The 13,217-nt window shown below is 46.9% G+C and carries 16 protein-coding genes; 14 read left to right on the top strand and 2 right to left on the bottom strand.

Going from position 1 to position 13,217, the window contains the following annotated elements:
* Nucleotides 1-104 precede the first annotated feature (104 nt).
* The 5 genes from kefG to WJM94_RS23050 all read left to right on the top strand — a co-directional run bounded on the left by kefG (nucleotide 105) and on the right by WJM94_RS23050 (nucleotide 4,425).
* Entirely contained in the window at nucleotides 105-701 is a 597-nt protein-coding gene (gene kefG / locus WJM94_RS23070; RefSeq protein WP_444496507.1) for a glutathione-regulated potassium-efflux system ancillary protein KefG, read from the top strand.
* Nucleotides 685-2,481, top strand: a complete 1,797-nt coding sequence (gene kefB, locus WJM94_RS23065) for a glutathione-regulated potassium-efflux system protein KefB (RefSeq protein ID WP_444496506.1) — start codon at nucleotides 685-687, stop codon at nucleotides 2,479-2,481. Before kefG ends, kefB begins: the two co-directional genes overlap by 17 nt.
* A gap of 33 nt (nucleotides 2,482-2,514) precedes the next feature.
* Complete coding sequence (locus WJM94_RS23060) at nucleotides 2,515-2,715, top strand: YheV family putative zinc ribbon protein (RefSeq protein ID WP_444496505.1); 201 nt, start codon at nucleotides 2,515-2,517, stop codon at nucleotides 2,713-2,715.
* An 88-nt stretch (nucleotides 2,716-2,803) separates the two neighbouring features.
* Entirely contained in the window at nucleotides 2,804-3,361 is a 558-nt protein-coding gene (slyD, locus tag WJM94_RS23055) for a peptidylprolyl isomerase (RefSeq protein WP_444496504.1), read from the top strand.
* A gap of 122 nt (nucleotides 3,362-3,483) precedes the next feature.
* Nucleotides 3,484-4,425: an isoaspartyl peptidase/L-asparaginase family protein gene (locus tag WJM94_RS23050; RefSeq protein ID WP_444496503.1), complete on the top strand. Its 942-nt coding sequence runs from the start codon at nucleotides 3,484-3,486 to the stop codon at nucleotides 4,423-4,425.
* A 61-nt stretch (nucleotides 4,426-4,486) separates the two neighbouring features.
* Here WJM94_RS23050 and WJM94_RS23045 read toward each other — a convergent pair whose 3' ends face one another.
* Nucleotides 4,487-4,714 carry a SlyX family protein gene (locus WJM94_RS23045; protein WP_444496502.1) on the bottom strand — a complete coding sequence of 76 codons (228 nt, stop codon included), beginning with the start codon at nucleotides 4,712-4,714 and terminating at the stop codon, nucleotides 4,487-4,489.
* Nucleotides 4,711-5,697 carry a WD40 repeat domain-containing protein gene (locus WJM94_RS23040; protein WP_444496536.1) on the bottom strand — a complete coding sequence of 329 codons (987 nt, stop codon included), beginning with the start codon at nucleotides 5,695-5,697 and terminating at the stop codon, nucleotides 4,711-4,713. The genes WJM94_RS23045 and WJM94_RS23040 overlap by 4 nt, the downstream gene beginning before the upstream one ends.
* Nucleotides 5,698-5,825: 128 nt before the next feature.
* Between WJM94_RS23040 and fkpA the strand changes: the two genes are divergently transcribed.
* The 9 genes from fkpA (at nucleotide 5,826) to tuf (ending at nucleotide 13,203) form a co-directional block, all read left to right on the top strand.
* Nucleotides 5,826-6,608: an FKBP-type peptidyl-prolyl cis-trans isomerase gene (fkpA, locus tag WJM94_RS23035; RefSeq protein ID WP_444496501.1), complete on the top strand. Its 783-nt coding sequence runs from the start codon at nucleotides 5,826-5,828 to the stop codon at nucleotides 6,606-6,608.
* A gap of 146 nt (nucleotides 6,609-6,754) precedes the next feature.
* Entirely contained in the window at nucleotides 6,755-7,471 is a 717-nt protein-coding gene (locus tag WJM94_RS23030; protein ID WP_444496500.1) for a helix-turn-helix transcriptional regulator, read from the top strand.
* Nucleotides 7,472-7,473: 2 nt separating this feature from the next.
* Complete coding sequence (gene tusD / locus WJM94_RS23025; RefSeq protein WP_444496499.1) at nucleotides 7,474-7,869, top strand: sulfurtransferase complex subunit TusD; 396 nt, start codon at nucleotides 7,474-7,476, stop codon at nucleotides 7,867-7,869.
* Nucleotides 7,866-8,222 (top strand): sulfurtransferase complex subunit TusC, encoded by a 357-nt coding sequence (gene tusC / locus WJM94_RS23020; RefSeq protein WP_444496498.1) that lies wholly within the window; start codon nucleotides 7,866-7,868, stop codon nucleotides 8,220-8,222. Before tusD ends, tusC begins: the two co-directional genes overlap by 4 nt.
* Nucleotides 8,223-8,229: 7 nt before the next feature.
* Nucleotides 8,230-8,505, top strand: a complete 276-nt coding sequence (gene tusB, locus WJM94_RS23015; protein WP_444496497.1) for a sulfurtransferase complex subunit TusB — start codon at nucleotides 8,230-8,232, stop codon at nucleotides 8,503-8,505.
* A gap of 178 nt (nucleotides 8,506-8,683) precedes the next feature.
* Complete coding sequence (gene rpsL / locus WJM94_RS23010) at nucleotides 8,684-9,058, top strand: 30S ribosomal protein S12 (RefSeq protein ID WP_004399892.1); 375 nt, start codon at nucleotides 8,684-8,686, stop codon at nucleotides 9,056-9,058.
* Between the two features lie 101 nt (nucleotides 9,059-9,159).
* Complete coding sequence (rpsG, locus tag WJM94_RS23005) at nucleotides 9,160-9,630, top strand: 30S ribosomal protein S7 (RefSeq protein ID WP_005488949.1); 471 nt, start codon at nucleotides 9,160-9,162, stop codon at nucleotides 9,628-9,630.
* Nucleotides 9,631-9,765: 135 nt separating this feature from the next.
* Nucleotides 9,766-11,865: an elongation factor G gene (gene fusA, locus WJM94_RS23000; RefSeq protein WP_444496496.1), complete on the top strand. Its 2,100-nt coding sequence runs from the start codon at nucleotides 9,766-9,768 to the stop codon at nucleotides 11,863-11,865.
* 153 nt (nucleotides 11,866-12,018) lie between these two features.
* Nucleotides 12,019-13,203: an elongation factor Tu gene (tuf, locus tag WJM94_RS22995; protein WP_444496495.1), complete on the top strand. Its 1,185-nt coding sequence runs from the start codon at nucleotides 12,019-12,021 to the stop codon at nucleotides 13,201-13,203.
* The last annotated feature ends 14 nt before the right edge of the window (nucleotides 13,204-13,217 follow it).

The following is a 13,217-nucleotide window of genomic DNA, read 5'->3' as shown; positions in this document are numbered from 1 at the left end:
GGGTATTGGCGTTAAAAGTCGATCTCTGACCGTGAATTGCATTATGCTGTACAAAAAAGTATAACAATTTGATAACGGATAAAAATTACCACAAGGACGACCATTTGACTGTCGCATCGTCAATTCTCCCAAGAGTTCTGGTCATATACGCTCATCCAGAGCCACACAACTCTATAGCTAATCAAGTGATGATCAAAAGAATCGAACCGCTTGATCACGTGACTGTGCACGATCTTTACGGTGCCTATCCGGACTTTTTCATTGATATAAACTACGAGCATGAACTCCTCATGAAGCATGATGTGATCGTGTTTCATCATCCTCTCTACATGTATTCCTGCCCGGCTCTGTTAAAAGAGTGGTTGGATCGGGTGCTGGGTAAGGGCTTTGCTTTTGGCGAAGGCTGCGCATTGAAAGGAAAATATTGGCGCAGTGTGATCACCACCGGGGGCAAAGAGGAAGCGTTCAGCATCAAAGGTTACAACAAGTATCCTCTAGAGCAGATTTTGCAGCCGTTTGAATTGACTGCGGCTCTGTGTCAAATGCACTGGTTAGAGCCTTTGGTTCTGTATTGGTCGCGGAATGTCTCTGATATTGAACGTTATGAGCACGCAGAGCTGTATCGTCGATGGCTAGGCGACCCGCTAAAAGATTGGAACGCGTCAAACGAACAGGGAGTTCAGCATGGCAGTGACCAGTGAGTTTCTTCAAAGCAGTGTGGTTTTTCTTTCCGCTGCTGTTGTTGCGGTGCCACTTGCCCAGAGGTTTGGGTTGGGATCAGTGCTGGGCTACCTATTGGCCGGGGTTTTGATTGGTCCATGGGGACTGGGATTGATAAGCGATGTCGATGCGATTTTACACTTTGCCGAGCTCGGGGTTGTACTGTTGCTATTCTTGATCGGCTTAGAACTGAATCCGAAAAAGCTATGGCAGATGCGCGGGCCGATTTTGGGGCTCGGTGGCGCTCAGGTTGTCGTGACCACTGCGGTGATTGGCAGCATTATCAGCTTGTTCGGTTTTAGTATGCAAGTGAGCTTGGTCATCGGCATGGGGTTAGCGCTGTCCTCGACCGCGATTGCTTTAAGAGTGATCGAAGAACAGGGGCTGAATGGTACTGAAACCGGCCAGTCCGGATTTGCTGTTCTGCTGTTTCAGGATATAGCCGTGATCCCAATGTTAGCGGCATTGCCGTTACTGGCGGGGGAACAAAATGTCGGCAGCTGGTTCGACGCGCTGACTGTATTAGGCAGTGTGATTGCGTTGCTGATAGGCGGTCATTTCTTGTTGCGACCACTGTTTCGTTTTGTCGTGATGAGTGGGGTTCGTGAACTTTTTACCGTTGCTGCTTTGTTGGTGGTTCTCGGAATCGCGGTAGTGATGCAAAAGCTTGGGTTGTCGATGGCATTGGGAACCTTCTTAGCGGGCGTGCTGTTGGCAGAAAGTGAATACCGACATGAGTTGGAAATCGCCATCGAACCTTTTAAAGGGCTACTACTTGGTCTGTTTTTCATCGCTGTTGGTATGGCTGTGAATCTAGGTTTACTGGCGTTGCAACCTCTGGAAATTCTCACCGCTGTTTTGGCATTGGTCATAGTTAAAGGGCTGGTGTTGTATGCCTTGGCTCGCTGTGCCCGCGTTCGACCTAAAGCGCGTAGCCGCATGGCTGCCATTTTGAGCCAGGGCGGTGAATTTGCCTTCGTTATTTTTACAGCAGCCAGTCAGGAAGGGATCTTAAGCAAAGAACAAGTGGCGTTCCTGTTGGTCGTAGTAAGTTTGTCGATGGTCACCACACCCCTTTTACTGATGGGGCAAAAGAAGTGGTTTGCGCATACGTTAAACCAAGAGGAAGAAAGCGTCACCAGTCATGTGGTCGATCGTCGCCCTCGGGTCATCATTGCGGGCTTTGGCCGTTTCGGGCAAATTGTCGGTCGCTTGATGTATGCCAATAAAATTAAAGTTACCGTCTTAGAGAGTGATGCCAGCCAGATACACTTGTTGAGGAAGTATGGCTACAAGGTGTTTTATGGTGACGCAACACAGATTGACCTATTACGTGCTGCTGGTGCTGATAAAGCGGAAGCGTTGGTGATTTGTACTGACTCCCCGGATGAGGTGATGGCTATCGTTGATATCTGTCGAGCGCATTTCCCTAAGCTTAAATTACTCGCCCGTGCCAGAAGCCGGGTAGAAGCTTATCAGTTAATGAGCCATGGCGTGCAGAACTATTCACGTGAAACCTTCTTAGGTGCCCTTGATCTTGGACGCCAGACGCTCGTAGAACTCGGCATGCATCCATATCAAGCAAAGCGGGCAGAAGCACATTTTCGCAGGCTGGATAATGCTATGCTTAAAGACTTGCTGCCTCAGCACAGTGAAGATAAGAAACTCGCTCAAAGAGCGAAAGAAGCTCGTAAAGAGCTGGAAGAAATTTTTGGTCGTGAAATGGAAAGCGATCATCAGTCGCCCAATCATTGGAAGTAGTACTTGAGCTCAGGCTCAAGATAAGGAAGTAGCGTGAAAGTTAAGAAACGTTTTATTGCCGGTGCAAGTTGTCCACAGTGCAGCCAGCAAGATACCCTACGCTGGTGGATCGAGAACAACATAGAATTGGTTGAGTGCGTTGAGTGTGATTACACTGAGCAGCGTAAACCGCAATCTGTAGAGAAAAATAAACACTCAGAACAGGAAATGATCGGTATTTTTAAGCCGGAATAATTGAACTTCGATAATAGATCCCCATAATACTACCATCTTGGTACTTAACCCCATTTTGGTTAAGTCAGTTAATCTCTCTGGAGTTAGTATGAAAATTGAAAAGAACGTTGTTGCAAGCATTGCATACAAAGTCATGTTGGAAGACGGTGTAGTGGTTGATCAGTCAACAGCTGAAGCGCCGCTAGATTACATTCACGGTCACGACAACCTAATCTCTGGTCTTGAAAAAGAACTTGAAGGTAAAGTGTCTGGCGACAAGTTTTCTGCGACTGTAGCTCCTGAAGATGCTTACGGTGAGCACAACGACGCTCTAGTACAGCGCGTTCCTGCAGAAGTATTCCAAGGTGTTGACCAAATCGAAGTTGGTATGCGTTTCCTGGCAGACACTGACCAAGGTCCAATCCCTGTAGAAGTGACTGAAGTAGATGGTGACGAAGTAGTGGTTGATGGTAACCACATGCTAGCTGGTCAAACACTAACATTTGAAGTGGAAGTAGTAGCAACTCGCGAAGCTACGGCTGAAGAGATCGAACACGGTCACATCCACCAAGGTGGTGGCTGCTGTGGTGGTCATGATCACGACCATGGTCACGATCACGATCATGAAGGCGGCTGTTGTGGCGGCGGTAGCTGCGGTTCTCACTAATTCGCAGCCCACACTAGATAACACATCTAGGTTCTGAATTAGAAAAGCGCAAGTTGATGCCCAACTTGCGCTTTTTGTTTATCTGAGGTGTAGTGGCGGAAATTACAGTCGTGGACAAGGTTATGAATAAACCATTCTCTATCGCCATTCATGGTGGTGCGGGCACCATCCTGCGTGAACAAATGAGCGATACATTGCAACAAGCGATTTTGGCGGATTTGGAATCTGCTGCAAAAGCTGGCCATCAAATATTATCGAACGGCGGAGACGCTCTCGATGCTGTCGTTGCTGCGGTCAAAGTGCTGGAAGATTCACCCCACTTCAATGCCGGTAAAGGGTCAGTGTTAACGCATAATGAAATGGTTGAGATGGATGCCTCTGTTATGGATGGTAAAACTCTGGCAGCAGGTGCGGTGGCTGGCATTCGACATATCAAAAACCCAATTGAGCTGGCGCGTGATGTGATGCAAAAGAGCAATCATGTCCTGTTGGTTGGCGACGGAGCGGAAAAGTTTGCCTTCGAGCAAGGTCATCAATATACCGAACAAGATTACTTCTTTACCGATCGCCGTTATGAGCAGCTTTTGTCGATGCGTGAAAAGGGCGAGTTTGCGCTTTCTGAATCCCGCTATCCAGATGATCGTAAACATGGAACAGTCGGTGCGGTGGCACTGGATCAGCATGGCAACCTGGCTGCGGCAACCAGCACTGGCGGTGTAACCAACAAAAAATACGGTAGGGTCGGTGATTCCGCACTGATTGGCTGTGGCACGGTGGCCGAAAATGGCGTGGTGGCAGTTTCAACGACAGGTGTGGGTGAGTTCTTTATTCGTAAGCGTGTTGCAGAAGATGTCGCAGCGAGAATGCGTTACCTCAAAGAAGACGTACATACAGCGTGTGAAGCGGTGATTCAGGGTGATCTCAAAACCATGGGCGGTGAAGGTGGTTTGATTGCCATCGATGCTCACGGAGAGGCGCACTTTGCGATGAACAGTTCGGGCATGTACCGGGCTGGCATCAACACTCAAGGCGAATTGAGTGTCAAAATCTACGCCGATGATTAGGTATTGAAAGGCGATAAAGAACAAAGCCCAGCGAGAGCTGGGCTTTGTTTAATACTGAATATCAGTAGTGTGGCGGTGGCGGCTCGTTAGCTGGATCGGCCATATTCGACGAATCCATATTTTTCACTTTACCCACTACATACTTCATCTGATCTTGCATTTTGGCAATCAAGAGTTGCTGCTGAGATAAAGCTTCGTTCAGATCTTCAATCGTCTGTTCTTGAAACGCTGCCTGACACTCAAGGTCATTAATCCGCGCTTCGAGTTGCTGAATAAGTTTTTCTGTCATGATCCGTTCTCTAGCTGCCAAGCTTGGGCTATGCCTGCTGAAGTGGCAGTAATTACACGTTGTTTGGAATCAAAGGCTGCATCATACACGACCGCGCGAGGAGGGCGAGTATCTTTTTTCGGCTCAACTTCAAATCCATCAACTCGCTTGCCGGTTTGAGTATCCCAGATGGATACCTGACCAGAAGGGCTTCCGGTGACCAGCTGAGAGCCATCATCAGAGAAACGGGCGGCGGAGAAAATTAGCTGACGAGACCAGCTACTCAGATGCGACACTGTTTTCCCTGTCTCTAAATTCCAGATCACCGCCTGATTGCCGCCATCGGAGCTCATGGCCAGTTTCCCGTCGCGCTGCAAAGCAACTCGAACCACTCGTTGTTCATGCTCAAAGGTTCGCAGAATCTGGCCGGACTCGGTGTCCCAAAGGTAAGCTTTGTAGTCATTGCCACCAGTCAGTGCGAATCGGCCATTGGGAGATATCGCGACGGAATTGACTTTTTCCTGATGAGCAAGGAACTCAAGACGTCGTCCGGTGACTAAGTTGACGTAAATCGCTTTACCGTTTGAGAGTCCAAGTAGTACCTGTTCACCGTTACTTGTGATATCAACGTCGCGAATCAATGCATCTGAAACAGACCAGAGGCCTTTGGCTTGTGTCCAGCCGAGATCCCATACCGCAAAGTTCATCTGGCCCGCGGTCACCGCATAACGACCATTGTCTGAGATGCGTATATGGGACACTACATTGGCGTCGGCATCCAGCTCACCAAGCTGGGCTAATTGCTCATTTTGCTCAAGGTCCCACAGCATCAAGTGGTCTTCTTGAGAATAAAGCAGGGCGAACCGTCCATCGCGGCTAAGGGCAAAGCTGGTCGAGCCTTGTGGTTCAAGGGGCCAGCGTTGCATATTCTGCTCGGTAAAAAAGCAACCATTTGACGTGGTGATGACAATTAAATATAGGAATAAATGAGAAATTCTTTGCATCACATCTAATAATCCGGTTTGTGTCTTGAGACATATAGCTAGTATATTGGTATAACGATTGTCTTCACTAGTCTCATGGAAGATTTGTGCACAACAACCAATGGCGAAGCCATTATTGGGAGAATTTAATGAAATCAGTTTTAAAAGTGTCGCTACTTGCTGCAACAGTAATGCTAGCGGTAGGTTGTCAGAAAGAAGAAGAAACAAAAGCAGAAGCCGCACCTCAAGCTGAACAAGTTCAAGCAGAAACCGGCAAAGCAGTTCACTTTAAAACCGACGATGATAAAGCGGCATACGCAATCGGTGTTTCATTTGCTAACTACCTAAGCGCTAGCATCGAGAAACCAAGCGAAATCGGTATCGATCTAAACAAAGATCTTGTTCTTAAAGGCATCGAAGATGTATTTAAAGGCAATGCTGAGCTAAACGAAGAAGAAACTCGTGCAGCGCTAGAATCTCTGGACAAGCGCGTTGCAGATAAGATGCAGGCACAAGCAGCTGAGAAAGCGGCAGCAGCGAAGAAAGCTGGCGATGACTTCCGTGCAGAGTTTGAGAAGCAGGAAGGTGTTGTGAAAACTGAGTCTGGTCTTCTTTACCAAGTGATCACTCCAGCTGAAGGCGAGAAGCCAAAAGATACTGACACAGTACAGGTTCACTACAAAGGTACACTGACTGATGGTACTCAATTCGACAGTTCATACGATCGTGGCGAGCCAGCAACATTCCCTCTAAACCGTGTAATCCCGGGTTGGACGGAAGGCGTACAGCTAATGCCTGTTGGTTCTAAATTCAAGTTCGTTATCCCGCCAGAGCTAGCTTACGGTGACCAAGACACGCCAAGTATTCCAGCTAACTCAACGCTTGTATTCGAAGTTGAGCTACTAAAAGTTGAGAATGACAAAGCTGAGTAATCTGAAAAACTTACGCTAAGTTGTTGAAAAAGGCCCGTTTAACGGGCCTTTTTTGTTCTAGGTCACTAGTTGGAGAGTTTGCTAGGTTGCCTTTCAAATTTTCTGATAAACTTACACCAATTTGTTGATTTTTCGCTCGAAGGCTTATGACAACTACAGATACAATAAATGCGGAGATGTTGCTCGAAATGGAATCCGTTCACGTGATGCCATTCACCGAGCACGATAAAATCATCTTGAGATCATACGAAGCGGTCGTTGATGGTATTGCCAGCCTGATTGGCCCGTTCTGTGAGATCGTTCTTCACTCTTTGGAAGATCTAAATACCTCTGCGATTAAAATTGCCAATGGTGAGAATACTGGCCGTCAGGTTGGTTCGCCTATTACTGACTTAGCACTCAGAATGCTCAAGGACATCGAAGGTTCTGAGCGTAACTTTTCCCGTTCCTACTTCACACGTGCGAAAGGTGGCGTGTTAATGAAGTCGATTACGGTAGCGATTCGCAATGGCGAGAACCGTGTTATCGGGCTGCTATGTATTAACGTCAACCTCGATGCGCCATTCTCGCAAGTCCTGCAATCATTCATGCCAACACAAGAGGCAAAAGAAGCCGCTTCATCGGTGAACTTCGCAAGCGATGTTGAAGAGCTGGTGGATCAGACGGTTGAGCGTACGATTGAAGAGATTAATGCGGATAAATCAGTATCGAACAATACCAAGAACCGTCAGATCGTCATGGAGCTGTACGACAAAGGTATTTTTGATATTAAAGACGCCATCAACCGAGTGGCTGATCGTCTGAATATCTCCAAACACACCGTTTATTTGTACATCCGTCAGCGTAAAACTGAGGATGAATAAGCGTGAGTGGATTAACTTACACGTTAGTTGTGAATGGCCCGGTTTACGGTAGCCAATCTGCTCGCAGTGCTTATCAATTTGCTAAGGCCCTGATTGAGCAAGGTCATACGCTGGTGAGTGTGTTTTTCTACCAGGACGGCGTGACCAACGGCAGCTCACTTAGCGTACCTGCGAATGATGAATTTGACCTGAGTAAAGCATGGCAAACCTTAGCCCAAGAACATGATGTGCGGCTGGAAACCTGCGTGGCAGCGGCTCTGCGTCGCGGTGTCATCAGTGAGGAAGAGGCCAACTTGCACGGTTTAGTTCAAAATAATTTGGCTGAAGGTTTTGTTCAGGCCGGTTTAGGCAGCTTAGCCGAAGCGACGTTAACCCAAGACAGAGTGGTACAGTTTTGAGTCAGTTAACTTATCTATTTCGCAGTGCGCCGCATGGTCGTTCTTCTGGACGGGAGGGGATTGATGCCCTGCTTGCCGCTTCGGCCTACTGCGAAGATATCAGTGTGATTTTTATCGGAGATGGCGTTTATCAGCTTTTACTGGGGCAGGACCCGAGTGCGATTTTAAGCAAAGATTACGCACCTATGCTTAAGTTGTTCGATCTGTATGATATCGAACAAGTGTTCGTTTGTTCTGAATCACTGGCTCAGCGAGGGTTAGCTCAAGCCGACCTGATCATCGATGCGCAGGCACTATGCGTTGAGCAAGTAAAAGAGAAACTGCAACAAGCAGGTAAACTGCTGTCATTCTGAGGAAGTCATGTTACATATCATCAAAACCGTCTCTGCCTTAGAAGAGGCAGTGGTCGTGTACAGTGAGCAAGACGACATTTTGCTCATCGAAGATGCGGTGTATGCGGCTAACCCACAGCATCGCGCGTTCAGTCATATTAAGAACACCACCGTGTTTGCACTGGAGAGCGATGTTCAGGCTCGTGGTATATCGAATCGAATCAGCCCATCAGTCAAGGTAGTGAGCTACTCAGGTTTCGTTGAACTAACGGTAAAACAAGATAAATCCCTGACTTGGGATTAAACGTCACTTCCTGTCGATAACGCTTTACGGACGAAATGCTCTAATTGAACAAAAAAGATCCGTATAATTCTTGACACACCTCTCACTGCTGCATAGAATTTTGCGTCCCTAACTGCCAACGGTTGTTGGGGATAGATTTTTCACAAAGCTTACTTTCAAGTAAATCAGGAGCTAGTTAATGGCAACTATTAACCAGTTGGTACGTAAGCCACGTGCAAAGCAAGTTGTTAAAAGCAACGTGCCTGCACTAGAAGCGTGCCCACAAAAACGTGGTGTATGTACTCGTGTTTACACTACTACACCTAAAAAACCTAACTCAGCACTTCGTAAAGTTTGTCGTGTACGTCTGACAAACGGCTTCGAAGTTACTTCGTACATCGGCGGTGAAGGCCACAACCTTCAAGAGCACTCAGTTGTTCTAATCCGTGGTGGTCGTGTTAAAGACCTTCCAGGTGTGCGTTACCACACTGTTCGCGGCGCACTTGACTGTGCTGGCGTAAATGACCGTAAACAAGGTCGTTCTAAGTACGGTGTGAAGCGTCCTAAGTCTTAATGGATTCCGTTAAGTAAGGCCAAACACTAAATTATTTTTAATTTTTTGAAAAAACTGAAAAGTTTTGGATAAAACCTGAAGAAGACAACGGAGATAAATCCATGCCACGTCGTCGCGTCATTGGTCAGCGTAAGATCCTTCCAGATCCAAAATTCAAATCTGAATTGCTGGCAAAATTCGTTAACATCCTAATGGTTGACGGTAAAAAATCTACTGCAGAAAAAATCGTTTACACTGCACTAGATTCTATGGCTGAAAAGTCTGGTAAAGACCACCTAGCTATTTTTGAAGAAGCTCTTGAAAACGTTCGCCCTGCGGTAGAGGTTAAATCTCGCCGTGTTGGTGGTTCAACTTACCAAGTTCCTGTAGAAGTACGTCCGGTTCGCCGTAACGCACTTGCTATGCGTTGGTTGGTTGAAGCTGCGCGCAAGCGTGGTGAAAAATCTATGGCTCAACGCCTAGCTGCTGAAATGCTAGACGCGTCTGAGAACAAAGGTACTGCTGTTAAGAAACGTGAAGACGTTCACCGTATGGCAGAAGCGAACAAAGCGTTTGCACATTACCGTTGGTAATACCTTTTCAGTGCTGCAAGGTTCCTTGCAGCACTTCTTTAGTTCCTATGCTTATGCTAGGAACTATTGCTATATCTAGGGGATAGCATTTTTAGCTATAGCAATAGTCCCTATCTCTAATAAGAGGATTCAATCGTGGCTCGCAAAACTCCTATTGAGCGCTACCGTAACATCGGTATCTGTGCTCACGTAGATGCAGGTAAAACAACTACTACTGAACGTATTCTGTTCTACACTGGTCTGTCTCATAAAATCGGTGAAGTTCACGATGGTGCCGCAACCATGGACTGGATGGAGCAGGAGCAGGAACGTGGTATCACTATCACTTCCGCTGCGACTACTACTTTCTGGCGTGGTATGGAAGCACAATTCCCAGAGCATCGCGTAAACATCATTGATACCCCTGGACACGTTGACTTTACCATCGAAGTAGAGCGTTCTCTTCGTGTGCTTGATGGTGCAGTGGTTGTGTTCTGTGGTTCATCTGGTGTTGAACCTCAGTCTGAAACGGTATGGCGTCAAGCAAACAAGTACCACGTTCCTCGTATGGTATTTGTGAACAAGATGGACCGTGCAGGCGCAGACTTCCTACGCGTTGTGGACCAAATTAAGAATCGTCTTGGTGCGAATCCTGTTCCTATCCAACTAAACGTTGGTGCAGAAGAGAACTTCAAAGGTGTTATCGACCTTATCAAGATGAAAATGATCAACTGGAATGAAGCCGACCAAGGCATGTCGTTCACATACGAAGACATTCCAGCTGACATGATGGAGCTTGCTGAAGAGTGGCGCAGCCATATGGTTGAATCTGCTGCTGAAGCTAGCGAAGAGCTGATGGATAAGTACCTTGAAGAAGGTGAGCTTACTGAAGCTGAGATCAAGCAAGCGCTACGTACCCGTACAATAAATAACGAAATCGTGCTGGCCACTTGTGGTAGTGCATTTAAGAACAAAGGTGTTCAAGCGGTACTAGATGCTGTGATCGACTTCTTACCATCGCCAGCCGATGTGCCTGCAATTAAAGGTGTCGATGAAAACGAAAATGAAGTTGAACGTCATGCTGACGACAACGAACCATTTTCTGCGCTAGCGTTTAAGATCGCGACCGACCCATTTGTGGGTACGCTTACTTTCATGCGCGTTTACTCTGGTGTTGTAAACTCAGGTGATGGCGTTTACAACTCTGTAAAAGAGAAGAAAGAGCGTTTTGGTCGTATCGTTCAGATGCATGCAAACAAGCGTGAAGAGATAAAAGAAATTCGCGCTGGTGACATCGCTGCTGCTATCGGTCTGAAAGACGTAACTACAGGTGATACGCTGTGTGATCAGAACCACAAGGTGATTCTGGAGCGCATGGAGTTCCCTGAGCCAGTTATTCAGATTGCTGTAGAACCTCGTTCTAAGGCAGACCAAGAGAAAATGGGTATCGCGCTAGGTAAACTGGCTGCGGAAGATCCATCATTCCGCGTGGAAACGGACGACGAAACAGGTCAGACTCTGATCTCTGGTATGGGTGAACTTCACCTGGATATCATCGTAGACCGTATGAAGCGTGAATTCAGCGTTGACTGTAACGTTGGTAAACCTCAGGTTGCTTACCGTGAAACCATTCGTGGTAAAGCGGAAGTGGAAGGTAAGTTTGTTCGTCAATCAGGTGGTCGTGGTCAATACGGTCATGTGTGGATCAAACTTGAGCCTTCAGAACCTGGTGCAGGTTTCGTATTCGTAGACGAAATCGTGGGTGGTGCAGTTCCTAAGGAATACATCAACTCGGTAGCGAAAGGTATCGAAGAACAAATGAATAGTGGTGTTCTAGCGGGTTACCCTGTACTAGATATTAAAGCTACACTATTTGATGGTTCTTACCACGATGTAGACTCAAGTGAGATGGCGTTTAAGATCGCTGGCTCAATGGCATTTAAGAAAGGTGCTCTAGAAGCGCAACCTGTGATTCTAGAACCAATGATGAATGTCGAAGTAACTACTCCGGAAGATTGGATGGGTGACGTTGTTGGTGACCTAAACCGTCGTCGCGGTATTATCGAAGGTATGGACGAAGGTGTGGCAGGTCTTAAGATCATCCGTGCTCAAGTACCACTATCTGAGATGTTTGGTTACGCAACTGACCTACGTTCTGCAACTCAAGGCCGTGCGTCTTACTCAATGGAATTCCACGAGTATGCTGAAGTGCCTAAGACTTTTGCCGATGCAATCATTGCAGAACGTGGTTACTAATTGACGGTTAAACTACAAAAAGTTTAAGACTTTTTGCCAGATCAAGCCGTCCAAATATTGCGCTAACGGACGTTGGCGCATAAAATAACAATTTCTGGCGCGTCGTCGATCAATAATGATCACGGCGAATCATAACTAGGAAGGAACACGATTGTGTCTAAAGAAAAATTTGAACGTGTAAAACCGCACGTAAACGTTGGTACTATCGGCCACGTTGACCACGGTAAAACAACTCTAACTGCAGCTATCTGTACTACTCTTGCTAAAGTTTACGGCGGTGCTGCTCGTGACTTCGCATCTATCGATAACGCTCCAGAAGAGCGCGAGCGTGGTATCACAATCTCTACTTCTCACGTAGAGTACGACACTCCAACTCGTCACTACGCACACGTAGACTGCCCAGGACACGCTGACTATGTTAAAAACATGATCACTGGTGCTGCGCAAATGGACGGTGGTATCCTAGTTGTTGCTGCAACAGATGGCCCAATGCCACAAACTCGTGAGCACATCCTACTAGGCCGTCAGGTTGGTATCCCTTACATCATCGTATTCATGAACAAATGTGACATGGTTGACGATGAAGAGCTACTAGAACTAGTAGAAATGGAAGTTCGTGAACTTCTATCTGAGTACGATTTCCCAGGTGATGACCTACCAGTTATCCAAGGTTCAGCTCTAGGCGCACTAAACGGCGAAGAGCAATGGGAAGCGAAAATCATCGAACTAGCTGAAGCTCTAGATTCTTACATCCCAGAGCCAGAGCGTGCGATCGATATGCCATTCCTAATGCCTATCGAAGACGTATTCTCAATCCAAGGTCGTGGTACAGTAGTAACTGGCCGTATCGAGCGCGGTATCCTAAAAGTTGGTGACGAAGTTGCTATCATCGGTATCAAAGACACTATTACAACTACATGTACTGGTGTTGAAATGTTCCGTAAACTTCTAGACGAAGGTCGTGCGGGTGAGAACGTTGGTGCACTTCTACGTGGTACTAAGCGTGACGAAGTAGAACGTGGTCAAGTACTAGCTAAACCAGGTTCAATCACTCCACACACTAAGTTTGAATCAGAAGTATACGTACTGTCTAAAGATGAAGGTGGTCGTCACACTCCATTCTTCAAAGGCTACCGTCCACAGTTCTACTTCCGTACAACTGACGTAACTGGTGATATCTCTCTACCAGAAGGCGTAGAAATGGTAATGCCAGGTGACAACATTCAGATGACTGTTGAGCTAATCGCACCAATCGCAATGGACGAAGGTCTACGTTTCGCGATCCGTGAAGGTGGCCGTACAGTAGGTGCTGGTGTTGTTGCTAAGATCTTCGACTAATTCATAACGAATTA

The sequence above is a fragment of the Vibrio sp. YIC-376 genome, from assembly GCF_052353105.1.
GTDB lineage: Bacteria > Pseudomonadota > Gammaproteobacteria > Enterobacterales > Vibrionaceae > Vibrio.
The sequence above is the reverse complement of the archived record's forward strand: the minus strand, read 5'-3'. Positions and strand labels throughout refer to the sequence as shown.

What these genes read in the sequence shown, in the direction of transcription:
- rpsG (WP_005488949.1), top strand. Translation starts at nt 9,160, where the DNA reads ATGCCACGTCGTCGCGTCATTGGTCAGCGTAAGATCCTTCCAGATCCA.
- slyD (WP_444496504.1), top strand. Translation starts at nt 2,804, where the DNA reads ATGAAAATTGAAAAGAACGTTGTTGCAAGCATTGCATACAAAGTCATG.
- WJM94_RS23040 (WP_444496536.1), bottom strand. Translation starts at nt 5,697, where the DNA reads ATGCAAAGAATTTCTCATTTATTCCTATATTTAATTGTCATCACCACG.
- rpsL (WP_004399892.1), top strand. Translation starts at nt 8,684, where the DNA reads ATGGCAACTATTAACCAGTTGGTACGTAAGCCACGTGCAAAGCAAGTT.
- WJM94_RS23045 (WP_444496502.1), bottom strand. Translation starts at nt 4,714, where the DNA reads ATGACAGAAAAACTTATTCAGCAACTCGAAGCGCGGATTAATGACCTT.
- fkpA (WP_444496501.1), top strand. Translation starts at nt 5,826, where the DNA reads ATGAAATCAGTTTTAAAAGTGTCGCTACTTGCTGCAACAGTAATGCTA.
- kefB (WP_444496506.1), top strand. Translation starts at nt 685, where the DNA reads ATGGCAGTGACCAGTGAGTTTCTTCAAAGCAGTGTGGTTTTTCTTTCC.
- tusB (WP_444496497.1), top strand. Translation starts at nt 8,230, where the DNA reads ATGTTACATATCATCAAAACCGTCTCTGCCTTAGAAGAGGCAGTGGTC.
- WJM94_RS23030 (WP_444496500.1), top strand. Translation starts at nt 6,755, where the DNA reads ATGACAACTACAGATACAATAAATGCGGAGATGTTGCTCGAAATGGAA.
- WJM94_RS23050 (WP_444496503.1), top strand. Translation starts at nt 3,484, where the DNA reads ATGAATAAACCATTCTCTATCGCCATTCATGGTGGTGCGGGCACCATC.